The sequence below is a fragment of the Herbiconiux ginsengi genome, assembly GCF_900107435.1.
GTDB classification, from domain to species: Bacteria; Actinomycetota; Actinomycetes; order Actinomycetales; family Microbacteriaceae; genus Herbiconiux; species Herbiconiux ginsengi.
This window is the reverse complement of the sequence record NZ_FNPZ01000001.1, coordinates 459889-481902: the sequence shown is the minus strand read 5'-3', so window position 1 is coordinate 481902 and position 22014 is coordinate 459889. Positions and strand designations below refer to the sequence as shown.

Sequence of the window (22014 nt, the reverse complement as noted above, 5' to 3'; positions counted from 1 at the left end):
CCTTCCATCGAGGAAACCATGACACTCTCGACACCCGTCCTGACCACCGGCCGCACCGGCACCGACATCGTGAGCGCCGAGGCGTGGCTCTGCGACCTCCCGGTCGAGACGGTGCGAACGGATGCGGTGCAGGCGTTCCTGAAGCAGGAGACGATCTTCGTGCGCATCCGCACCGCATCGGGCATCGAAGGTGTGGGATACAGCTACACCATCGGCACCGGCGGGCCCGCGGTGCTGAGCCTGCTGCGAACGAGCCTGCTCGACGCGCTCGTGGGGCTCGACGCGATGCGACCCGAGGCCGTGTGGCAGGCCCTCTTCTCTCGCACCCGTGCGACCACCGCGGGCGTGATCACCGCGCTGGCCCTGGCCGCCGTCGACACGGCGGTGTGGGATGCCCGCTGCAAGGCGGGCGGGATGCCGCTGTGGGTCGCCGCCGGAGGGGCCCGCAGCTCCATCCCGCTCTACGACACCGAGGGCGGTTGGTTGCACTTCAGCACCGACGAGCTGGTGGCACAGGCCGAGGAGTCGCGAGCCGCCGGGATGCGCGGCGTCAAGATCAAGGTCGGCAAGCCCAAGGGGCACGAAGACGTGGAGCGCCTCGCGGCCGTGCGCGCGGCCGTGGGCGACGACTTCGACATCATGATCGACGCCAACCAGTCGCTGACGGCGGCGGAGGCCATCCGGCGGGCGGCGGCTTTCGAGCCGCTCGACATCTTCTGGTTCGAGGAGCCGCTGCCGGCCGAGGACATGTCGGGGCACCGGGCGCTCTCCCGCTCGACGAGCATCCCGGTGGCGGTGGGGGAGAGCATGTATTCGGTGGGCCAGTTCCGGGAATACCTGCAATCGCAGGCGGCGTCGATCGTGCAGGTCGACGTGGCCCGCATCGGCGGCATCACGCCCTGGCTCAAGGTCGCGCACCTGGCCGAGGCGTTCAACGTGAAGGTGGCGCCGCACTTCTTGATGGAACTGCACGTGTCGCTCACCTGTGCGGTGCCGAACTCGCTCTACCTCGAGCACATCCCGCAGCTGCGGGCGGTGACGCGGAGCGAGATGACGATCGTCGACGGTGACGGCGTGCCCTCGGCCGAGCCGGGCCTCGGCATCGACTGGGACTTCGATGCTCTCGACGACCTGCGGGTGTCATGAGCGCGGCTGCGTCCGCCCGTGTGGCGCCCGCGGCTCCTGGTTCGGTCGCGGCAGGCCTCGGCGCCCTCGGCTACGGTGTCGCCGCGCTCGGCAACCTCTATCAGGCCGTGCCCGACGCGGTGTGGCCGGGATGCGTGCCCGCGGCGTGGGAGGCGGGCATCCGCTACTTCGACGTGGCCCCGCACTACGGGCTCGGGCTGGCCGAAGAGCGGTTGGGGGCGGCGCTCGCGGGGCTGCCCCGCGACGAGTTCGTGGTGTCGACGAAAGTCGGCCGGGTGCTCGAACCGAACCCCGACTACGCGGGGGAGACCGACATCCAGAACCTCTTCGACGTGCCGGCCACGCGCCGCCGGGTGCTCGACTACTCGCGCGACGGTGTGCTGCGCTCGCTCGAGGGGAGTCTCGAGCGGCTGGGCCTCGACCGGATCGACCTGCTGCTCGTGCATGATCCCGACGACCACGTGGAGGAGGCGCTCGCGGGAGCGTTCCCCGCGCTCGACGAGCTGAAGTCCCAGGGCGTGATCGGCGCCTACGGGGCCGGGATGAACCAGTCGGCGGCATTGACCCGCTTCGTGCGCGAGACCGACCTCGACGTGGTGATGCTGGCGGGCCGCTACACGCTGCTCGACCAGTCGGGCGCGGCGGATCTCCTGCCCGCGGCACTCGAGCGAGGCGTCGCGGTGATCGCTGCCGCGGTCTTCAACTCCGGTCTGCTGGCCACCGACCGGCCATCGGCGTCCGGTCGCTTCGACTACGGAACCGTTCCCGCTCCGGTGCTGGCACGGGCGGAGCGGATGGCCGACGTAGCCTCGCGGCACGGGGTGCGGTTGCCCGAGCTGGCCGCGCAGTTCCCGTTGCGGCATCCGGCCGTCTCGACCGTGGTGCTCGGGGCGGCGACACCCGAGCAGATCAGCGCGAATGCCGCTCTGCTCGGCACGCCGGTGCCCGACGTCGTGTGGGCCGAGCTCGAGGGGGAAGGGCTTCTGGAGGCGATCCTGTAGCCTACTTCCTGCATCCGCCTGCGTTTCGGAGCGCCTGATGGGGGCAAGCCATGAATACCATTGACCGCATGAGCAGCCCGGGTGACGTCTTCCGCCGTCTCCCGGCCCGGCGCGCGCTCGTCGACGACGTGTACGACGCCGTGCTCGGGCTCCTGATGGACCAGGTGATCGAGCCGGGCGCGCGAGCGAGCATCGACGGCATCGCGCGTCAGCTCGACGTGTCGCCCACGCCGGTGCGCGAGGCGCTGGCGCGGCTCGAGTCCGAGGGCCTCGTGGTGAAGAAGGCGCTGAAGGGCTACACGGCGTCGCCGCTGCTCGACGCCGAGGGGCTACGTCAGCTCTACGAGATGCGCCGGTTGCTCGAGCCGGCTGCCGCCGGGCTCGCGGTGGCGCACATGACGCCGAAGGCGCTCGAGGAGCTGACCCGGCTGGCGGCGGCGATGCACGTGAGCGGCGAAGCGTCGCAGTCGGGTGGCGACCGGTTCCAGGATTACCGCGACTTCGCCGACCATGATGCGGAGTTCCACCGACTGATCGCCGAGCACGCGGGCAATGAGCTGCTCGTCGACGCGATCGTGCGGCTGCGGTCGCACATGCACCTCTATCGCCTCTACTTCAAGCACGGCATCGCCGAGGACACCTCGGGGGAGCACGAAGCGGTGCTGGTCGCGCTGCGGAGCGGAGACGCGGCCGCGGCTGAGGCCGCGATGCTCGCTCACATCACGAACTCCTACGAGCGCATGTCGGTCGGCCTCGCCGACGACTGAGGTCAACGCGCGTCGGTGCTCACCCAGAGGTTGTCGGTGAGCTGCTCGAAACCGTCGAGCGGAATCGCGGGCTCTCCTGCGGCCAGCAATCGGTACTCCGGCCCGCCGTAGGCGAGCTCGATGCCCGCCTGCAGCTGCCCCGGCGATGCGATCGGTGGTCCCCCGCAGCTCGCGGAGACGGCATTGGTGCCGAGCAGCAGGCAGACGGCGCCCTCATCGGTGAGGGCGATCCAGACGCGATCTCCTTCGTGCTCGATGAGGAATCGCGCGGTGTCCGGCTCATAGAGCGGCGGGTCGTTCTGCTCGCCGACCACGGTGTCGGCGTCGGTCGCGGGCCGCTCGAGCACAGGGAACGCTTCTGCCGCGGTCGGCGTCGAGGTGAGGGGCACGCAGCCGGAGAGCACTGCGAGCGCCCCTATCGACCCGAGGATTCCGGCGGTGCGGGCCGCCATCATCGGCGTCGGTCTGCGGTGCGAGGTCATGGCTCCAGTCTGACACGCGCTTCGCTACAGTTGTAGGCCAAAGCGACGAGGCGGCGCGCATCAGGAGTCGGTGCCGCCCGGAGGTCCTGCCACCAGGAGCGCGGCGAACAGGCCGGCGGCGACGACGGCCAGGAGCGTCGCGGTCACGGCCGGCCGGGCGAGGGCCGCTCGCAGGGCGCGCTCACGCATCCGCCGGTCGCGGGGATCGTCGCCGGCGGTCCGCCGCCACGCGCCGGCGAGAAGTCCGCGCCGGTCGAAGGCGATCTCGACCGGGATCGTCGCGAAGGGAACGATCGCACTCGCACCGGCCAGCAGCACGACGGCCGCGCGCCACCGCTGGTTCACAGGGAGCACGACCACCACGATCGCGTACGCGATGAACACGAACCCGTGCAGGGCGCCCGCCACGGTCACCGGCCAGTCACCCACCCCCACGGCGTACTTCAGCAGCATGCCGGTCAGCAGGAGCGCCCAGGTCACCGCCTCGGCGATCGCGAAGAGGCGGAACAGGCGGCGGGGTGTCACGGGTCTCCTCCGGGCGTCGGATGTCGCTCCGATCCTATCGGCGGACGCCTGGGAGTACTGGGCTAACGGATGCAAATGCCATAGGCTGTTTCCTGTAGGAAATGTGTTCCGTGCATCCCGCTCGATGAGGAGTCCTTCGTGGCCATGTTCAAATCCGACCCCGAACGCCCGCCGCAGTACCGCCGTTTCGCGCGGGAGACGCCCGAGTGGTATCTCGACGCGAAGCTCGGCATCTTCGTGCACTGGGGTCCGTATTCCGTGCCCGCGTGGGCCGAGCCGATCGGTGCGCTCGGCACCATCGAGAAGGAGTACTGGTTCCGGCACAATCCCTATGCCGAGTGGTACTACAACACGATCCGCATCGAGGGGGCTCCCGCTCGCGAGCACCAGCAGGAGGTCTACGGCGGTGCGCCGTACGACGATTTCCTCGACGCGTGGACGGCCGATCGATTCGACGCCGACGACGTGATGGCGCTCGTCGCGTCGACCGGGGCGCGCTACTTCGTGCCGACCACCAAGCACCACGACGGCGTCACCCTCTGGGACGCGCCCGGCACCGGCGACCGCAACACCGTGCGCCGTGGTCCGCGACGCGACCTGATCGAGGAGTTCCGCGCGGCGGCGGAGGCGGCCGGGGTGCGGTTCGGCGTCTACTACAGCGGGGGCCTCGACTGGCACGTCGGGCAGAACCCGCCCATCACGGCCGACGACCTGCCCGAGACCCGGCCGGTGGATGCGGAGTACGCCGCCTACGCCTTCGACCACGTCGCCGACCTCGTGGCGCGCTACCGGCCCGAAGTGCTCTGGGGCGACATCGAGTGGCCCGACGCCGGCAAGCCGGAGGGGCCCAAGAGTCTGGTGGAGATGTTCGACCTGTTCTACGCCGCGCGGCCCGACGGCGTGGTCAACGACCGCTGGGGTGAGACGCACTGGGACTTCCGCACGAGCGAATACGAGAACGGGCTCGAGGTGGAAGGAACGGATGCCTGGGAGAACTGCCGCGGCGTCGGCTACTCCTTCGGCTACAACCGCCTCGAAGACGAGACCACCTCGTTGAGCGGACCGGCCGCCATCCGGCACTTCGTCGACGTGGTGGCGCGCGGAGGCAACTTCCTGCTGAACATCGGCCTCACCGCCGAGGGCCTCGTGCCCGAGCTGCAGCGGCGAACCCTCGAAGCGCTCGGCGCCTTCAACGCCGAGCACGGCAGCGCGATCTTCGGCTCCCGGCCGGCTGGCTCGCTCGCGTCGCCGAGCGAACCGCCAGCGGGGAGCGCCGACGGACGGCCGTGGGTGCGCTGGACGCGCTCCGCCGACGCCCTGCACGCCTTCGTGTGGGCCGACGGCGACGGTTTCATCGCCGGAGCCCCCGTCGAGCTCGCCCTCGATCCCGCTGCGGTCGACCTCGCCTCAGCGCGCCTGCCCGACGGCAGCCCGGTGACCGCGGAGGCCGTCGGGGGTCGCGTGCTGGTCTCCGGAGTCGACGCGACATCCGCGGCCCAGCCGGCTCGTATCGACTTCTCGCTCGCCTGACCCCGCGTGGCTCCCGCACCCGCTCTGCCCGGACCGGAGCCGTGAAGACGCTCTTCGCCCCGTACATCGAGGTGCTCCGGCCGCAGCATCACGCGAGCATCGCCCTCGGCGGCTTCCTCGCGCGGGTGCCCGCTGCGATCCTGGGATTCGCGACCTTCCTGCTGTTCCAGCGCACCACGGATTCCTTCGCACTCGGCGGCCTCGTCTCCGGCGTGGTGATCGCCACCGGTGCCGTCATGGGGCCGGTCCTGGGCCGCCTGGCCGACCGTCACGGCCAGCGGCGTCTGCTCCGGATCTTCGCCGTCACGCATCTCCTCTCCGTGCTGCTTCTCGTGATCGCCGGTCACGCACACGTCCCGGCGCTCCTGTTCGTCGTGCTCGCCGGGATCGCTGGTGCGACCGTCGCGCCGATCGGCTCCTTCACCCGAGCGCGCTGGTCGCATCGCTACGGTGACGCGCCCCAGCTGAAGACGGCGTTCGCGCTCGAGGCGATCCTCGACGAGATGGTCTGGATCATCGGCCCCGCGGTGGCCGCCCTCATCGCGGCGGCCGTCGATCCCGCAGTGGGTCTCGTTCTGTCGGGGGCGTGCGGCTTCGCAGGAAGCCTCATCCTCGCGGCGCAACGAGCGACCGACACCCCTCCGCACGAACCGGACACCGAGGTCCGCCGACCCGGATTCACTCCTCTGGGCTCAGCGCGCCTGATGGCCGTGCTCATCGCCGGTTTCGTCGTGGGTGTCTCGTTCGGGGTCGACAACGTCAGTGCGGTGGCGATCTCCCAGCGTGATGGAGTGCCCGAATTGGCGGGCGTGATCCTGAGCGTGTATTCGGTGGGAAGCATCCTCGGCGGCTTCGTGCTGGGAGCGCTGCCCGATCGCTTGAGCCCGTTCCGGCTCTTCGTCGCCACCGCCCTGTTCCTCGCGGTCGCATTCGCCCCACTCGCGTTCGCGCCCGACACGATCTGGATCATGGTGTTCGGCTTCTTCGCGGGTGCCGCCGTGACCCCGTACACGGTCGGCGCCAATCGTGCCGTGGAGGCGCTGGTGCCCCGACGCGTCGTGACCGAGGCGCTCTCCTGGGCCAACACCGCGATTCTTGCCGGCATGGCGCTCGGTGGCCCACTCGGAGGACTCGTGGTAGATGCCGCAGGCCCCCGCGCAGGCTACCTCGCCGTGTCGGGGCTCTGCCTCCTCCCGGTGCTGGTCGCGCTCACGGCGGCGTTCGGAAGCAGGCGCGCTCGGCCCGAGGACGCGTGACGGATCCATGAGCGGCGTGTGACGGCGGCGTAGATTCATCGCATGACCGTCGTCATCGCGTTCATCGCCAACATCCTCGTCGCCCTCGCGAAGTCGATCGTGGCCGGTCTCACCGGGTCGGCGTCGATGCTCGCCGAGGCCGCGCATTCGTGGGCGGATGCGGGCAACGAGATCTTCTTGCTGATCGCCGACCGGCGGGCCGAGAAGAAGCCCGATGCGATGCATCCGCTCGGCCACGGCCGCGACGCCTACATCTTCTCGCTGTTCGCGGCTTTCGGCATCTTCACCGTGGGCGCGGTCGTGTCGGTGTATCACGGCATCCAGAGCCTCGCCGCTCCGGAGGCCGTGGAGAACTACACCCTGAACTACATCGTGCTCGCGGTGGCCTTCGTGCTCGAGGGCTTCTCGCTGTCGCAGTCGGTGATGCAGGGCCGACGCACCGCCCGGCGCTACCGGCGCGGCTTCTTCGACTACGTGGTGAACGGTTCGGACACGACGCTGCGCTCGGTGTTCTTCGAGGACACCGCTGCGCTGATCGGTCTGGTGCTCGCCGCGACCGGTATCGGTCTGCACCAGGTGACGGGCGATCCGATGTGGGATGCGCTGGGCTCGATCGCGATCGGCGTGCTGCTGGGCGGGGTGGCGTTGATCCTGATCAGCCGCAACCGGCGTTACCTTCTCGGCGCGGGGCCGACCGACATGTTCCGGATGCAGGTGGGCCGCACGTTGCTCGCGCATCCGGAGATCGACCGGGTGACGTCGCTGTACCTCGAGTTCAGCGGACCGGGCACGCTCTTCCTGGTGGCTGCGGTCGACCTGGTGGGCGATGAGCCCGAGAACGGCGTGGCGGCGCAGCTCCGCCGGCTCGAGGCCGATCTCGAGCAGGAGGAGCTGATCGGCAAAGCCGTGCTGACGTTGTCGGTGAGCGACGAGCCGTCGCTCGAGTTCAGCGGGTGACCCGTGCGCCGCGGCCGGGCACAGGCCCGACCCGATCCGTTTCGACGGCGGGCGCGGTGGGCTCGACCGGGGGTACAGTCGCATCAACCCGATCCAGATCAGCGCTGCCCCCCGCCCCCGAGACCCTTAGGACATGACATGGCCACTCCCGCCGAACTGCTCGCCGCGAACCTGCACCAGGTCTTCGGCAACCGTGACGTCGCATCGCGCCGCGCAGCGATCGACGCCACCTACACCGACGACGTCGCCTTCACCGACCCCGAGGGCACGGTGACGGGTCGCGACGCCCTCGAGAAGAAGGCCGCCGCACTGATCGACGGCGCCCCCGCCGACTTCATCTTCGAGCACGACGGCCTGGCCTACACCGGGTCGGACACGGCCGCCCTGGCCTGGACCTTCGGTCCGAGTGGCTCGCCGGTTGCGCGGGGCATCGACCTGATCACCGTCCGCGACGGCCGCATCAGCGCACTCCGCACCCTGCTCCACGAGTAGCGCCCCACCCGTCGGTCGGTGATCGACTCGACCGGGAGCGATGTGGTCCAATGTGTGCACACGCTTTCGGAGGTCGGGATGAGTCACGACGACGCGCAGCTCAGGTCGGAACTGAAGAACGACCTGCGGCACCGATTGCGTCCGTTGACGAACATCGTGCCCCGGGGGCGCGGCCGGCAGGTGACACCGCTCGAGCTGCTCTACGACCTCGTCTACGTGATCGCGTTCGGCGCCGCCGCCGAGGAGGTCGCCGCGTCCATCGCCGACGGGCACGTGGCGGCTGGCATCGGCGCCTACCTCTTCGCGATCTTCGCCGTCGGGTGGTCGTGGCTGAACTTCACCTGGTACGCCTCCGCCTACGGCAACGACGACGCGATCTTCCGGGTCGCCACGATCGTGCAGATGGTCGGCGCTCTCGTGCTCGTCTTCGGATTGCCCCAGAGCTTCCACGACGCCGCCGAAGGGCAGAACCCGAACAACCTGTTCATCGCCATCGGCTACCTGGTGATGCGCGTTCCGCTCATCCTGCTCTGGCTCCGGGCCGCTCGGCAGGACGAGGAGCACCGGCGATCCGCACGTGCCTACGCGGTCACGGTCTCACTCGCGCAACTCGGCTGGCTGCTCACCGCGATCATCCCGATGCCGGCGATCGTCGCCGTGGTCGCGCTCGCCGTGCTGGTCGGCATCGAGATGGTCGTGCGGGTGCTGATCGAGCAGCGCCTCGGCCGCACACCGTGGGAACCGGGACACATCGCCGAACGCTTCGGGTTGCTCACCCTCATCGCGCTCGGCGAGGTGGTGGCCGCGACCACGCGCACGGTCGTGGTGCTGACCGAGGAGCAGGGCTGGTCGGTGGGCGCGGTGATGATCGCGGCATCCGGGCTCGTGCTGGCCGCCGGGATCTGGTGGGCCTACTACCTCGTGCCCTCGGCGGTCATGCTCCGGCGCCGGCCCGAGCGGGTTTTCGCGTGGAGGTACACGCACTTGCTGGTGTGGGCCGCGATCCCCGCTGTCGGCGCGGGCCTGCGGCTGGCCGCCGAAGCGCTCGAGGGTGGTGAGCTGACCCTGCTCGGGATCACCGTCGCGCTGGTCGTGCCGGTGGGAGCCGTGATCGTGCTCGTCTTCCTGCTGTGGAGCATCCTGATGCGGTCGTACGACCTCACGCACATCCCCCTGCTCGCCGCCACGCTGGTGCCCCTGGTCGCGGCGATCGTGGTCGCCGTGATCGCCGGCACGGATGAGCCCTTCGACGCCCACGACACTGTCGACCTCGCCGCGCTGGTCGCCGTGATCGCCCTGGTCGCGCTCAGCGCGGTGGTGGAGGTGGTCGGGCACGAGATCGTGGGCTACTCGCACACCGTGCGGGCGCTGGAGCGGAATGCTCCTCGCCCCGGAGGTCAGAACGTCAGCCCTTCCCGCCCGGGTACTCCGATGCCGTGAGCCACAAGTGCGTTCAGGCCGTGGCGGGCGCCGGCGCATCCACGGCCAGCTTCACGCCGACCGCACCCAGAAGGGTGCCGGTGACCCAGCGCTGCCAGCGCATCCAGGCCGGGCGGCGGCCGAGGAAGACGGCGATGGCGCCGGCGGCCAGGATGATGGCGGCGTTCACGATCATGCTCACCGCGATCTGCACGGCGCCGAGCTGGAACCCCTGGGCGATCACGTGTCCCGCCGCCTGGTCGATGAACTGCGGGATCAGGGCGAGGTACATGATCGCCGCCTTGGGGTTGAGCAGGTTCGTCACGAGACCCATGCGGAAGAGCTTCGGCGCGGAATCGCGCGGGAGCGATCTCGTGTCGAAAGCCGAGGTCCCTCCCGGGCGGAGCGCCTTCCACGCCAGCCACAGCAGGTAGGCGGCCCCGGCGACCTTGAGTGCCGTGTAGAGCCACGGCACCACGAGGAAGACGGCCGCGAGGCCCAGGTTGGCCATCGACAGGTAGGCCAGAAAGCCCACGAAGGTGCCGGCGAGCGAGACGAACCCGGCCCGCCAGCCCTGGCTGACGCTGCGCGACACGAGGTACATCATGTTCGGGCCGGGGGTCAGCACCATGCCGAGTGCCACCAGTGCCATCCCCGCGGTGGCCGCGACCGAGATCATCCCACTCCCTCCGACACTGCGCGCGCAGTGTCGTCTTCGGCACAGTAACCGGGGCGCCGAACGGAGACAACAGGCCAATCGAGTGCCCCAGGCCCGATCTCCGGTTTCGGTCCGATCTCATACTGCAGTAGGGGGTGCAACGGTTCCAGGGGTTGATGTCCCGGGGCTCCGCCCGAACGTAGCCTTCACTCGCCGGTCACGACCGCGGCCGGCGAGATCGAGGAGACGAGTATGTTCGAAGCACTCAACGACGCCATCCTGTCGGCCGCCGGTTCGCCCTGGATCTACCTCCTCATCATCGGGATCGTGTTCGTCGACGCCTTCTTCCCTCCCGTGCCGAGCGAGACCGTCGTGGTCTCAGCGGCCGCACTCGGCGTCGCGACGGGGCAGCCGAACGTGTGGATCGTGATCCTGCTCGCGGCCGTCGGAGCCGTCGCCGGAGACAACCTGACGTTCTGGTTCGGGCGTCGGCTCGGGCTCACCCGATTCCGGTGGATGCGCCGGGAGGGCTCCGTCAGAGCGTTCGACTGGGCCCGCCGCGGCCTCGACAAGCGGGCGGGCGTGCTGATCGTGACGGGTCGCTACATCCCGGTCGGCCGGATCGCGGTCAACCTCACCGCAGGTGCGACGGGCTTCCCCTACCGCCGCTTCGTTCCGCTCTCGATCGTCGCCGGCGTCTCCTGGGCGCTGTATTCGGTGGCCGTCGGTGTGCTCGCCGGCGCCTGGTTCCGCGAGACCCCGCTTCTCGGAGCCGTCGTCGCCGTGGTCTTCGCGATCGCGATCGGTCTGGTGATCGATCGGATCACTGCGGCGCGCTCGACCTCGTCGGAACCGACCGCTGCCGTCCGTGCCACAGTTGACGGACACCATGCGCCCGTTCACTCTGATTGACCCGACCACCCGGCGCCCCACCGTGCTCGCCTGGGGCGCGCTCGGCGTGCTCGCCGTGGTGCTCGCCTCCGTCTCGATCCCGGTGAACACGGCCGCCTACGGGGTGCCCCCCGCCGCCTCGTTCGTGATCGGTCTGCTGCAGGCGGCCTTGATCCCGCTCGCCGCCGCGCGCCCGAGACTCGCGCTCGTGCTCTCGGTGATTCCGCTCGTGCTGCTTCCGCTGCTCGGCCTGCACTCCGAGGGCGCACCCTGGCCGGTGGCCGTGACGACGCTCATCATCCAGGCGGCGGTAATCGTCGTCATCGCGTTCGTGTCCACCTGGCGGGTGGCGATCGGGTCGTGGCTGGTCTCCGTTCTCGCCGTCTCGGTGGTGCTCGCGACCACGCCGGAGCGATTCGGTGGTTTCGACACCTCGCTCGCCTCCGCCATCCCGTTCGCCGCCGTCTCGGGCGGACTGCTCGCGATCGCCCTGCTTCTCGTGCAGCGGCGCAGTATCCGCGCACAGCTCGACCGGGAGCGCCAGGTCGCCGTGGCAGAGCAGGGGCGCCGCGAGGTCGTCGAGGAACGCAACCGAATCGCTCGCGAACTCCACGACGTGGTGGCGCACGGGATGTCGGTGATCCAGGTGCAGGCGTCGTCGGCGAAGTATCGGCTGCCCGACCTCGATCCGGCCGTCGCAGCGGAATTCGACGACATCGGCGCCACCGCCCGAAGCGCGCTCGGCGAGATGCGTCAGCTGCTCGGTGTGCTGCGCAACGAGGAGGCCACCACCGGTCTCGGTCCGCAGCCGGGGCTCTTCGACATCCCCACCCTGATCGACTCGGCGCGCAAGACCGGTGTTCCCGTCTCTCTGCACTGGGCGGTGAGCGGTGCGGGTACGCCCCCGGCGGCGGTCGCGCTCGCGGCCTATCGCATCGTGCAGGAGTCGCTCAGCAACGCCGTGCGTCACGCCCCCGGCGCGGCGACCCGGGTCGCGGTGACCCGGAGCGCCGCAGCGGTCGACATCTCGATCGAGAACGAGGCGCCAAGAGAAGCCGCCCGGGTGGAACCGCCGCGAGCGGAGACCCGGGGACCGGATGGCGGCCTCAGCCCCGGTTCGGACGCGAGCCCCGGCCCCGGTTCCGGTGGCCACGGTCTGGTCGGCATGCGCGAGCGCACCCTGCTGGTCGGCGGCACGCTGGAAAACGGACCCACCGACGAGGGAGGATACCTCGTGACCGCGCATCTGCCCCTTCCCGCCACCGTTTCGGAGTGACCGTGACCACCACCATCCTCATCGCCGACGACCAGGCGATGGTGCGTGCCGGGTTCGCGGCGATCCTCGACGCGCAAGACGGTCTCAGTGTGGTCGGTCAGGCGCGCGACGGCGCAGAAGCCGTCGCGCTCGGTCGGTCGCTCAAACCCGACGTGGTGCTGATGGATGTCAGGATGCCCGTGATGAACGGCATCGACGCCACGCGCGAACTCACGACCCCGTCGCGCGGCGATCCTCACACGCCGCGCGTGCTCGTGCTGACGACGTTCGACATCGACGAGTACGTGCACGACGCCCTCCGGGCGGGCGCGAGCGGTTTCCTGCTCAAAGACGCGGTTCCGGAAGACCTCGTGCAGGCCGTGCGCGTGGTCGCGTCGGGCGACGCCCTGATCGCGCCCCGCGTGATGAAGCGGCTCGTCGAGACGTTCACGGCGTCGACACCGGTGCCGGCCCGCCGCGCGAGCGAACTCAACGCGCTCACCGAGCGGGAGCGGGAGGTGCTCGTCCTGGTGGGCCGGGGCCGGTCGAACAGCGAGATCGCGGCGGAGCTGTTCATCGCCGAGCAGACCGTGAAGACCCATGTGAGCAAGATCTTCACCAAACTCGGGCTCCGCGACCGGGTGCAGGCGGTCGTGCTCGCCTACGACACCGGTCTCGTCGCGCCCGCGCGCTGACCGGCGGATCGTGCCGCTACGGCTCCGCGCCGCCCGACCCTACCGCGGTAGGGGTGCGAACGGCTCCCGCGGGTGATGTCCCGCCCGAAGCCGCGTTCCTACGCTCCCTGAGCACCCCGGAAGGGCTGGGGTGCGGAGGGGAATCCGATGTCCGTCATCACCGGCATCCGCACGCCGGCATCCGTTCGTCACCGCGACCGCAGCGTCGACCTGGTGCGATCGTTCCTTCTGCTCGTCGTCGTCGGGCTGCACTCGACGATGGCGGGCATCAGCGTCGGGCCGCACGGGGTGCTGCTGGAGAACGCGCTCGAGAACCAGGGCTGGTTCGGGCCGGTCACCTGGGTCGTGCAGATCATGCCGCTCTTCTTCCTGGTCGGCGGCTTCTCGAGTCACAGGCACTGGACGAGGATGCGCGAGCAGGGCCACAGCGCCAGCGACTACGTGGCGGGTCGACTGCGACGCCTGCTCGTTCCCGCACTCGTCTCGGTCGTCGCGGTCGGCTTCGGGCTCGCGCTGATGACCGTCTCCGGCGTGCCGGCCGGGCTGGTCGCCACCGCCGGATTCCGTATCAGTCAGCCGCTCTGGTTCCTCGGCGTGTACGTGCTGTGCTCCGCCTTCGTGCCGCTGCTCGTCGCGGCGCATCTCCGACGACCGGTGCTGAGCCTCGCCGGGCTCGTGACGGCTGCGGTCGCGGTCGACGTGCTCCGGTTCGGCACGGATGGCACCGCCCTCGGCTTCCTTAACCTGTTGTTCGTGTGGCTCGCCCTCCAGCAACTCGGATTCTGGCTCGCCGCCGGACGCCTCGACGCCCTCTCCGTGCGCACGCGAGTCGTCATCGCGGCCGGGTCGGTCGTGGCGCTGGTGCTGCTGACGGTGCCGGGGCCGTATCCGGTCGACATGCTGCAGAACCTCAACCCGCCCACGGTCTGCCTGATCGTGCTCGGTGTCGCGCAGCTGATGGTGTTCACCCTGCTCCGAGAGCGGCTGCGCGAGATCGCCGAGCACCCCGGCGTCGGCAGCGTCGTGGATGCGCTCGGCAGCCGCGCCATGACGGCCTATCTCTGGCACATGCCGGTGATCGTCGCGCTCGCCGGCGGGCTGCTCGCTCTGCACGCATCGGCCGGAGTGCCGCTGCCGGAGCCGCTGAGTGCGGGGTGGTGGGTCACTCGCCCGCTGTGGCTGCTCGCCGTCGGCATCGCCGTGCTCCCGGTCGCGGCCGGCCTCGGACGGTTCGAGAACGGCACGGGCACGGGCACGGCGAGGTTCCTCGGCTCGTCCCGTCGGGCGCGCACCCGTATCGCGTCGGCCGTGGTGCTCGGCTCCGGCTCGGTCGTGCTCCTGCTCGCGACCGGCATCTCGCTCGCCGCCGTGATCCTCGCGGTCGGGATGCTCGTGGGCGCGCTCGCTCTCGCCGGCGCTCGCCCTAGATGACGATGCAGCCGGGGCCCGGGCGGGTGTCGTCGGGGTCGGTGTCGTCGGTGTCACGGGCAGGCGCCGGTGCAGTCGCCGTCGGTGCCGATGGTGTCTCGGGCATGGCCGCAGGTGCGGTCGACGGGGCAGGAGCGTCGGCGTCGGCCGCGTGTCGGGGCCCGTCATCCGTCTCGTCGATCCGATCCCGGTCGACGGATGCCGGAGCATCCCGCTCGGCGACGTCCTGCGTCACGTCCGCGGCAGCGGGCGTGGGCGCCGGCACCGGCGCGGCAGCGACCGGCCCTTCACCACCTCGCAGCCCCGCGTAGTACGCCCGCAGCTCCTGCTCCTCTGCCGGGCTCAACCCGCCCGCGGCATCCGGATGCGGCGAGTTCTTCACGTCGTCCTTGTCGAGGTCGACGAAGACGTCGTCGTGCTCCCAGGTGGCGTCGTCGAGCGGAACGAACAGATTCTTGCGCCCGAAGATGCCGCCGTGCAGCACTGCCCACGTCGGATGCCCGTCGGCGGCGTCGACGAGAACCTGGTCGACGCGGCCGATCTTCGCCTTGTCGCGCCCGTAGAGCGTGGCTCCGACGATGCTCTGGATGTTGTTCGCGGGAAGCATGGTGTCTCCTTTCGACGACCGGTGCGGTGGCCGGTCGCTAGCGACCGAGGCCGGCGCGGTCGACCCGGCGGTGGAAGCGCATGCCCGCCATGCCGCCGAGCAGCGCTCCGACGAGGCTCGCGACAGCCGCGGCGACGAGGGTGATGACGCCCACCGTGGTGAGGCTGCCTTCGTTGACCGGGATGCGCGGGAACCCGTTCACGGTGGCGAGGATGTTGAACCGGCTGCCCGCGACGGCGCCGACGATTGCGACCACGATCGCGATCACCACCGCCCAGAGCCAGACGGCCAGTCCCTGCTTCACACCGTCGAACCGCGCCATGCGGCCGGCCACGTAGCCGCCGCAGAAGTAGGCGATGACGATCACGACGACGAGGGCGATGGCGCCGGCGATGCCGATGGTCGCGGCTTGATCGGGGTCGAGGTCGGCGGCATCCGTGCTCCCACCGGTCGCACCGAGGCCCAGGGCGACGCCGGTGGCGGTGACCAGGGCGGTGAGGATGAGGGCGAGCCCGGTGGCGGCGAGCCAGCCGAAGAAGGCGGAGCCGAACTTGAACCCGCCGAACTCGCGGCGTTCGCGTTCCACCACGTCTTGGCGGAGGGTGTTGCGGTCTTCCAGGGGGACTGATCCGGCCGGGCGGGTGTCGTCGGGGGGAACGGCACCGGCCTCGCTGCGCGCGGGGTCGTCGGGTGGGATGGCAGTCATGATGCATCCTTTCGCTGTGCGTCGCTGCCGAACCTACGACGGTCGGCGTCTTTCGGCCGCGGCTTGACATCGCGGAAAGTCGTGTTCCGGGGCGCGGGTAGGCTTGACCGTCGGCCCGATGGCGGGCATCCCCCTCCGCCGCCCGACCCTTGAGGACACCCGTGAGCCTGATCCGCCTGAACGACGTGAGCATCGAGTTCGACGGGCGACCCGTGGTGCGCGAGGCCTTCCTCAAGCTGCGGGCCGGAGACCGGATCGGGTTGATCGGCAAGAACGGCACCGGCAAGACGAGCTTCCTCGAACTGATCCTGGGGCGATTGCAACCGGCGAACGGCACCGTCGATGTGACGCTCGGCACCACCATCGGCTACTTCTCGCAGTTCTCCGAGCTGGATGGCGACCGCAGCATCCGCGAGATGCTGAGCGACCACTTCGCGGCGGTGCACGAGACGCAGGCGCGGCTGGATGCCATCGGCGAGCACCTCGCGCACCCGATGGCCGACGACGCGATGACCGCACTCCTCGTGGAACAGGGCGAGTTGTTCGAGCGGATGGATGCGATCGACGGCTGGTCGTACGAGAACACCATCGACACCGTGCTCACCAGCCTCGGCTTCGACGAGTCGCGGCGCGATCTGCCGGTCGACCGGTTGTCGGGCGGATGGCGCAACCGGGCCGCCCTGGCGAGGATCCTCATCCAGTCGCCCGATGTGCTGCTGCTCGACGAGCCCACGAACTTCCTCGACCTCGACGGGGTGCGCTGGATCGAGAACTGGCTCGCCCGCTACCTCGGCGCCGTGCTCGTGGTGTCGCACGACCGCCAGTTCCTCGACGGGGTCGTGACCCGCATCGTCGAGATCGAGAACTACCGGCTGCAGGAATACGAGGGCGACTACTCGGCCTACGTGCACGCGAAGCAGTCGCGGTTGAAGATGCTCGAACGGCAGTTCGCGCACGAGGAGGAGCTGCTCGCCTACGAGCAGGCGGCCAGTGCGGCGCGGCGGGAGGCGGCGCGCAACCCCACGAATGCGGTGGCGAGACGGCTGGCCGACATCAAGAAGCGCCAGGCTCCGCGGCCGATCGACCAGATCATCACCGACATCTACGGCGGCCTGCGGGTGAGCAACGACCTGCTCGAGGTGGTGAAGCTCACGAAGAGCTTCGACGACGGCGCGCCCCTGTTCGCCGATCTCACCTTCAGCCTGCACCGCGGCGATCGGGTGGCCGTGCTCGGATCGAACGGATCGGGCAAGTCGACCCTGCTCGACGTGCTCACGGGCGAGACGGAGGCGGATGCGGGCCAGGTGCGCTGGGCGAAGGGTGTGCGCTTCGTCTCCTACAACCGCGTCTACGCGGAGCTCGACCTCACCGACAGTGTCGGACACGCCGTGAACGCCTACCCCGACTCGCTCGCGTTCAGCGCCACCAAGAAGAGCGTGGGGCGATTCCTCGCGATGCTGCAGTTCTCGGAAGCGGATCTGCAGCAGAAGATCGGCACCCTCTCCGGCGGGCAACGGGCGCGGGTCGCCATCGCGCAATGCCTGCTCTCGGGGGCCGCCGTGATCGTGCTCGACGAGCCCACGAACCACCTCGACATCACGAGCACGCAGGTGATGGAGCGGGCTCTCACCCACTTCCCGGGTGCGGTGCTCGTGGTCTCGCACGATCGCTTCTTCGTCGACAAACTGGCCGATCGCCTGCTCGTCTTCGATGGCACCCCGCACGTCACCGAGCGAGCGGCGAGCGGCGCCCTCTAGGGTCTCGGCGGCGCGCCCGAGTCGCGTCGGCGAGGCTCAGTGGTGGCTCGGAGGCTGACGGAAGCGGGCCTGCGCGGCTTGCCGGGTGGTGCCGACGGTCAGGCCGATGTCGGCCCACGTGTATCCGGCCGCGCGCGCTGCGCTCACGGCGGCTCGCAATTCCGTATCTGCCGCCTGGGCGGCGCGCAGTGCCAGACCGATCCGGCGTAGTTCCCGCGGGTCTTCGGCCGGTGTGACCTTCGGGTCGAGGACATCGAGCAGTTCTTCTGCGCGCGTCGACTCATCGACTGCGGTGTGTAGCTTCGTGGTCATGGTGTCAGCTCACAGGTAGTGGTAAAACTTCGGCCGGAGGGGCATCGCGTGGATCACTCGTGGATCGTTGCTGATCTCGTCTTCAGTCGTTCCGTGCTTGAGAGCGCTGGGCAGAACTCTCACCTGTCAAGATAGTCTTGACGGAGGTTAATGTCAAGAGGACCTTGACGTCGTTCGGGAAGGGTCCGATTGCGCGATGTCATGATAATGAGAATAAATCATTGAATCGTGCGGCGGTGCGCTCTGAGCGAATCGGGGCGCGGAAGGGGGCGGAGCGAGGTGGAATGGGGGCATGAACGCCCGCGATCCGCTCGACGCCTACTCCGAGACCGTCATCGGCGTGGCCGAACGTGTGCTGCCCTCGGTCGCGAGCGTCTCCGTCGAGACGCGCCGTGGAGCGGGCGCGGGGAGCGCATCCGTCATCGGAGCCGACGGACTGCTGCTCACCAGCGCGCACGTCATCGCGGGCGCCCAGGCGCTCGAGGTGGCGTTCGCCGACGGGAGCTCGTCGGAGGCGCACGTGGTGGGGGCGGATCCGCTGTCCGACCTCGCCGTGCTGCGTGCCGTGGGACCCACACCCCCGCAGCTCACCCTCGGCGATGCCGCCGACCTCCGCGTCGGGCAGCTCGTCGTCGCCCTCGGCAATCCGCTCGGTCTCGCCGGAAGCGTCACCGCCGGCATCGTCTCCGCCCTCGGCCGTTCGCTGCCCACGAGCGCCGGACGCGTGATCGACGAGGTCATCCAGACGGATGCCGCGTTGAACCCCGGCAACAGCGGAGGAGTGCTGGCCGACGGATCGGGCGCCGTCGTCGGCGTGAACACCGCCGTCGCCGGTGTCGGGCTGGGCCTCGCGGTGCCGATCAACTCCACCACCCGCGAGATCATCGACTCGCTCATCGCCTTCGGCCGTGTGCGTCGTGCGTGGCTCGGTATCGCGGGAGTGCAGATCCAGCTTCCCGCCGAGGTCGCCGCGAAAGTGGGCGCGGCGAAGGGAATGCAGGTCGCGACCGTCGTCGCCGACAGCCCGGCCGCGCTCGCCGGCATCCGCCGCGGCGACATCGTCATCTCGCTCGACGGCAAGAAGATCGTGAGCGCGACCGCCGTGCAGCGCCTCATGGTCGAGAACGCGATCGACCGCCTGATCGAGATGACGGTGTGGCGCAACGGCGCCCTCGTCGACGTCATCCTGCAGCCCACGGAGCTGTCGCTGCGCTGACGCGCCCGGCCGCCCCGCGTGCCCCGGCGCCGCCCGCACCTCGTCCGAGGACGACGTTCCGCCTTGACTCGTTGGCGCCGCCCCGTCAGACGGTGGGCGCCGGGATGTCGCTGCGCGGCTGGTCGACCACCGGTGCCGGTGTCGGTGTCGGTGTCGGTGGCTTCGTGCTCCACGGCCGCTGGCCGCTGAACTCGAGAAGTTGCGCACCGACTCCGAAGAAGACCATCGCCAACCACACGACGATGTTCAGCCACGGGATCTGCAGGGCGATGATGAGGATCACGCCACCCACCAGGGATTCGATCACCGGGTGCGCCCGGCCACGGAAGAGCAGGCGCCCGATGTAATACGCCCCGTAGACGAACGACGCCATGGTGAGCACCGTCCACACGAGCAGGCCGGCGAGCGCGAGGGGAGCGCCGACGATCGTCACGAGCAGGAAGAACAGGGCGATCGGCACGGCGATGCTGGCGATGAAGCCCACCAGGAGCGCCTTCCACGGCGAGGGCACGAGATGATCCGTGACCCGGTGCAGCCAACGGGGCATCAGAAGGCCCGCCAGAACGGTGATGATGCTCAGGGCCACCAGTGCGTACAGCAGTCCGAAGAACCAGCTCACGATCGCGACCCAGGGCGAGACCTCGACATCCGACGCCCTGGTCGGCTGGATGCGCTCGACCGAGCCGGTGACGGCGCCCTCGCTGATCTGCGCTTCGTTGTCGCTGGTGTAGGTCAGATCGCCGCCGATCGTTCCATCGACCGTGAGCCGACCGACGCTGAGCTGAACGTCCCGGCCGATGTCGCCCGTGATCGTGGTGGTGGCGGCCGCCCCCACGACGTCCCTGCCGATGGAGCCCGTGCTCGTGATGTTCACGTCGGAGGCGAAGAGGGTGGCGCTGCGTGCCACCTCGCCGCTGACGGTGATGGTCTGCGCGGCGAGTCGGACGTCGCCGTCGACAGTGCCGGTGATGGTGATGGACTGCGCCGCTGCGATCACGTCGCCGTCGACGTCGCCGCTGATGGTGACGCTCTGTCCGGCCGCGTAGACGTCGCCGTCGACGGTGCCGGAGACGTCGATGATCGAGCCCGCGTAGAACTGCGGGCCGCGCGTGTCATCGGCCCTGACCTGCGTCGACGGCACAAGCGAGGCGGTCGGTGCGGCCTCGGCTGCGCCGGCCCCCGCGCCGACGACGAGACTCAGGATGCCGATGGTGAGGGCTGCGCCGACAGCCCGGCCGGCAATGGTCCGATGAGTCATCTCGGTGTTCCCTCCTGGTCGATGAGCTTTCGCCTCAGTCTGGGCCGACGACGCCTATGGTCGGAAGGGACGAAGGTCCCGGGCGTGCGCAGGGGGCGCGGAGCTCGTCCGACTGTCCGCACCGGTCGATGATCCGCCGACGAGATCACTTGACTCGCGCCTGGCCCTCGTGATCGCTCCCGTCGTCGATCGACAGGATGTAGACGTCGTCGACCACGATGATGGCACCGAGCATCCGCGCGGCACCACCGCCGAGGGCATGCACGCCCTTCACATCGCGTGCGGCGATGCCCGCGATCGTCGACACGACGTTCTCGGTGATGACCGTCTTCCCGTGCGTCGTCTCGGTGCTGGAGACGACGAGCGGTGCGGCTGCTGTATTCGCCATGCTGGAAACTCCTTCGTTCCTCTCGCCGGGGACCGGCTGCTCGACGAACCTTCGCGAGCTACTTCTGGTGCGGCGTGTCCTGGCTCGCTGCTGCGTGAATCTTGTCGCCGGCCTTGTGGAAGGCGCCTTCGACCGCGTCCGTGACCTGGTTGACCTTCTCTTCGACGGCGTCCACCACCTTGTCGGTGACGTTCTTGGTGTTCTCGGCGCCCTTCTTGATGTTCTCTCCTGCAGTCATGACGACTCCCTTCTTCGCTGGTAGAAGTGAGGCTATGGCGCTCGGGAGATCGAGAACGGGACCAACGTCCTCCGAGACCTGTTCGATGGCCCGAGGTCAGGCGGCCGTGCCCGCCTCCGTCCAGGCGCCCGGGTCGCGGGTGGCCGCCCCGAGCTCGGCCTCGAGGGTCGCGACAGCGGGGTCGAGCGACACCGCTGAGGTGGCCGCGATCAGTTCTGCTAGATGCGCCGGGCGGGTGCTGCCGAGCACCGGCACCAACCGGGAGTCGGTGGTCACCAGCCAGCGCGCGAGCAGCGCGACCGGCGACACCGAGTGCTCCCGCGCGACCTGATCGAGTACTTCGCGGCGCCGGCGGTTCTCCGCCGTGTGGAACGAGCCTGCGCCGGCGTCGTCGCGACCGGCGAAGTATCCGCTCGATTGAGGGCTCCAAGCCAGCAATGTGAGGTCGAGCTCGTGCGCGAGGGCGAACAGATCGGGCCCGGTGGTCTCCACGCCCGAGAACTCCGGCTCGCCGGCGGCCGCCGCGAGGCCGAAGTAGTTGCTCACCCAGGTGATCGAGGGCCCATCGATCCGCCCGAGCGCCTCGACCAGAGCCGCCACCCGCGGGGCACTCCAGTTCGAGACGCCGACCCGGGCGGTGATGCCGTCGGCGACGAGGGCGGTCAGGGTCTCGGCGATGTCGTCGACCGGCCGCGACGGCTCGTCGCGGTGCAGGAGGTAACTGTCGACCCGATCCACGCCGAGCAGGTCGACGCTCGTGCGCGCATCCGAGAGCACCTCGGCGCGCGAGAGCCGCGAGGCCCAGGTGGTGGTGTCGGGATGCCCGCCCTTGGTGAGCAGTCGCAGCTCGCCCACGTTGCCGCGCTCGGTCATCCACGCCCCGATGACCTCCTCGCTCCTCCCGTACACCCGAGCCGTGTCGATGTCGCGGCCCCCCGCGTCGAAGTAGGCGTCGAGTGCCGGGAAGGTGTCGGTGGTCTGGAAGGAGGCGGTGCCGAGGAAGAAGCGAAGACTCACAGACCCGTTATAC

24 protein-coding genes are annotated in these 22014 nt (G+C 69.8%); 14 read left to right on the top strand and 10 right to left on the bottom strand.

All coding sequences use genetic code 11. From position 1 onward, the window contains the following. The first annotated feature begins 18 nt into the window (after nucleotides 1-18). The 3 genes from BLW00_RS02295 to BLW00_RS02285 all read left to right on the top strand — a co-directional run bounded on the left by BLW00_RS02295 (nucleotide 19) and on the right by BLW00_RS02285 (nucleotide 2914). A complete protein-coding gene (locus BLW00_RS02295; RefSeq protein WP_092548577.1) occupies nucleotides 19-1146 on the top strand; it encodes a mandelate racemase/muconate lactonizing enzyme family protein in 1128 nt (375 codons plus the stop codon). After that, entirely contained in the window at nucleotides 1143-2147 is a 1005-nt protein-coding gene (locus BLW00_RS02290; RefSeq protein ID WP_092548574.1) for an aldo/keto reductase, read from the top strand. Before BLW00_RS02295 ends, BLW00_RS02290 begins: the two co-directional genes overlap by 4 nt. A 68-nt stretch (nucleotides 2148-2215) precedes the next feature. Then, the gene (locus BLW00_RS02285; RefSeq protein ID WP_092548571.1) at nucleotides 2216-2914 is read left to right on the top strand and encodes a GntR family transcriptional regulator; all 699 of its coding nucleotides are present in this window, start codon (nucleotides 2216-2218) and stop codon (nucleotides 2912-2914) included. A gap of 2 nt (nucleotides 2915-2916) precedes the next feature. On the opposite strand, the gene BLW00_RS02280 is transcribed toward BLW00_RS02285, so the two are convergent. Both BLW00_RS02280 and BLW00_RS02275 read right to left on the bottom strand, forming a co-directional pair. After that, a complete protein-coding gene (locus BLW00_RS02280; RefSeq protein WP_092548568.1) occupies nucleotides 2917-3396 on the bottom strand; it encodes a hypothetical protein in 480 nt (159 codons plus the stop codon). A gap of 60 nt (nucleotides 3397-3456) precedes the next feature. Further along, on the bottom strand, nucleotides 3457-3921 hold the full coding sequence (locus BLW00_RS02275) for a DUF3817 domain-containing protein (protein WP_092548565.1): 465 nt from the start codon (nucleotides 3919-3921) through the stop codon (nucleotides 3457-3459). Between the two features lie 144 nt (nucleotides 3922-4065). Between BLW00_RS02275 and BLW00_RS02270 the strand changes: the two genes are divergently transcribed. From BLW00_RS02270 to BLW00_RS02250, 5 genes are all read left to right on the top strand, one after another. Next, nucleotides 4066-5451 carry an alpha-L-fucosidase gene (locus tag BLW00_RS02270; protein WP_245741392.1) on the top strand — a complete coding sequence of 462 codons (1386 nt, stop codon included), beginning with the start codon at nucleotides 4066-4068 and terminating at the stop codon, nucleotides 5449-5451. Nucleotides 5452-5492: 41 nt separating this feature from the next. Beyond that, nucleotides 5493-6707: an MFS transporter gene (locus BLW00_RS02265; protein WP_175494098.1), complete on the top strand. Its 1215-nt coding sequence runs from the start codon at nucleotides 5493-5495 to the stop codon at nucleotides 6705-6707. A gap of 42 nt (nucleotides 6708-6749) precedes the next feature. After that, nucleotides 6750-7664 carry a cation diffusion facilitator family transporter gene (locus BLW00_RS02260; protein WP_092548556.1) on the top strand — a complete coding sequence of 305 codons (915 nt, stop codon included), beginning with the start codon at nucleotides 6750-6752 and terminating at the stop codon, nucleotides 7662-7664. Between the two features lie 138 nt (nucleotides 7665-7802). After that, a complete protein-coding gene (locus BLW00_RS02255) occupies nucleotides 7803-8156 on the top strand; it encodes a nuclear transport factor 2 family protein (protein WP_092548553.1) in 354 nt (117 codons plus the stop codon). Between the two features lie 78 nt (nucleotides 8157-8234). Further along, on the top strand, nucleotides 8235-9596 hold the full coding sequence (locus BLW00_RS02250; RefSeq protein WP_092548550.1) for a low temperature requirement protein A: 1362 nt from the start codon (nucleotides 8235-8237) through the stop codon (nucleotides 9594-9596). Between the two features lie 13 nt (nucleotides 9597-9609). Here BLW00_RS02250 and BLW00_RS02245 read toward each other — a convergent pair whose 3' ends face one another. Further along, nucleotides 9610-10254 (bottom strand): LysE family translocator, encoded by a 645-nt coding sequence (locus BLW00_RS02245; protein ID WP_092548547.1) that lies wholly within the window; start codon nucleotides 10252-10254, stop codon nucleotides 9610-9612. A gap of 231 nt (nucleotides 10255-10485) precedes the next feature. On the opposite strand from BLW00_RS02245, the gene BLW00_RS02240 reads away from it, so the two are divergent. From BLW00_RS02240 to BLW00_RS02225, 4 genes are all read left to right on the top strand, one after another. Continuing rightward, nucleotides 10486-11145, top strand: a complete 660-nt coding sequence (locus BLW00_RS02240) for a DedA family protein (RefSeq protein ID WP_092548544.1) — start codon at nucleotides 10486-10488, stop codon at nucleotides 11143-11145. Continuing rightward, a complete protein-coding gene (locus BLW00_RS02235) occupies nucleotides 11123-12400 on the top strand; it encodes a sensor histidine kinase (RefSeq protein WP_092548541.1) in 1278 nt (425 codons plus the stop codon). The genes BLW00_RS02240 and BLW00_RS02235 overlap by 23 nt, the downstream gene beginning before the upstream one ends. A gap of 2 nt (nucleotides 12401-12402) precedes the next feature. After that, the gene (locus tag BLW00_RS02230) at nucleotides 12403-13074 is read left to right on the top strand and encodes a response regulator (protein WP_092548538.1); all 672 of its coding nucleotides are present in this window, start codon (nucleotides 12403-12405) and stop codon (nucleotides 13072-13074) included. Nucleotides 13075-13221: 147 nt separating this feature from the next. Further along, nucleotides 13222-14505, top strand: a complete 1284-nt coding sequence (locus tag BLW00_RS02225; RefSeq protein ID WP_092548534.1) for an acyltransferase family protein — start codon at nucleotides 13222-13224, stop codon at nucleotides 14503-14505. On the opposite strand, the gene BLW00_RS02220 is transcribed toward BLW00_RS02225, so the two are convergent. Together BLW00_RS02220 and BLW00_RS02215 are read right to left on the bottom strand one after the other, a co-directional pair. Beyond that, complete coding sequence (locus tag BLW00_RS02220; RefSeq protein WP_092548531.1) at nucleotides 14498-15109, bottom strand: PRC-barrel domain-containing protein; 612 nt, start codon at nucleotides 15107-15109, stop codon at nucleotides 14498-14500. The two genes, BLW00_RS02225 and BLW00_RS02220, sit on opposite strands and share 8 nt — an antisense overlap. Nucleotides 15110-15146: 37 nt before the next feature. Further along, complete coding sequence (locus BLW00_RS02215; protein ID WP_092548528.1) at nucleotides 15147-15815, bottom strand: hypothetical protein; 669 nt, start codon at nucleotides 15813-15815, stop codon at nucleotides 15147-15149. Between the two features lie 161 nt (nucleotides 15816-15976). Between BLW00_RS02215 and BLW00_RS02210 the strand changes: the two genes are divergently transcribed. Beyond that, nucleotides 15977-17572 (top strand): ABC-F family ATP-binding cassette domain-containing protein, encoded by a 1596-nt coding sequence (locus tag BLW00_RS02210; RefSeq protein ID WP_092548525.1) that lies wholly within the window; start codon nucleotides 15977-15979, stop codon nucleotides 17570-17572. A 36-nt stretch (nucleotides 17573-17608) separates the two neighbouring features. On the opposite strand, the gene BLW00_RS02205 is transcribed toward BLW00_RS02210, so the two are convergent. After that, on the bottom strand, nucleotides 17609-17884 hold the full coding sequence (locus BLW00_RS02205) for a hypothetical protein (RefSeq protein ID WP_092548521.1): 276 nt from the start codon (nucleotides 17882-17884) through the stop codon (nucleotides 17609-17611). A 292-nt stretch (nucleotides 17885-18176) separates the two neighbouring features. On the opposite strand from BLW00_RS02205, the gene BLW00_RS02200 reads away from it, so the two are divergent. Next, the gene (locus BLW00_RS02200; RefSeq protein WP_092548518.1) at nucleotides 18177-19100 is read left to right on the top strand and encodes a S1C family serine protease; all 924 of its coding nucleotides are present in this window, start codon (nucleotides 18177-18179) and stop codon (nucleotides 19098-19100) included. An 85-nt stretch (nucleotides 19101-19185) separates the two neighbouring features. Here BLW00_RS02200 and BLW00_RS02195 read toward each other — a convergent pair whose 3' ends face one another. The 4 genes from BLW00_RS02195 to BLW00_RS02180 form a co-directional block, all read right to left on the bottom strand. Further along, on the bottom strand, nucleotides 19186-20358 hold the full coding sequence (locus BLW00_RS02195; RefSeq protein WP_092548515.1) for a bactofilin family protein: 1173 nt from the start codon (nucleotides 20356-20358) through the stop codon (nucleotides 19186-19188). A gap of 145 nt (nucleotides 20359-20503) precedes the next feature. Next, a complete protein-coding gene (locus tag BLW00_RS02190; protein WP_322788324.1) occupies nucleotides 20504-20746 on the bottom strand; it encodes an Asp23/Gls24 family envelope stress response protein in 243 nt (80 codons plus the stop codon). Nucleotides 20747-20804: 58 nt separating this feature from the next. After that, complete coding sequence (locus BLW00_RS02185) at nucleotides 20805-20984, bottom strand: hypothetical protein (RefSeq protein WP_092548512.1); 180 nt, start codon at nucleotides 20982-20984, stop codon at nucleotides 20805-20807. Nucleotides 20985-21080: 96 nt separating this feature from the next. Beyond that, nucleotides 21081-22001 (bottom strand): aldo/keto reductase, encoded by a 921-nt coding sequence (locus BLW00_RS02180; protein ID WP_175494097.1) that lies wholly within the window; start codon nucleotides 21999-22001, stop codon nucleotides 21081-21083. Nucleotides 22002-22014: the final 13 nt, after the last annotated feature.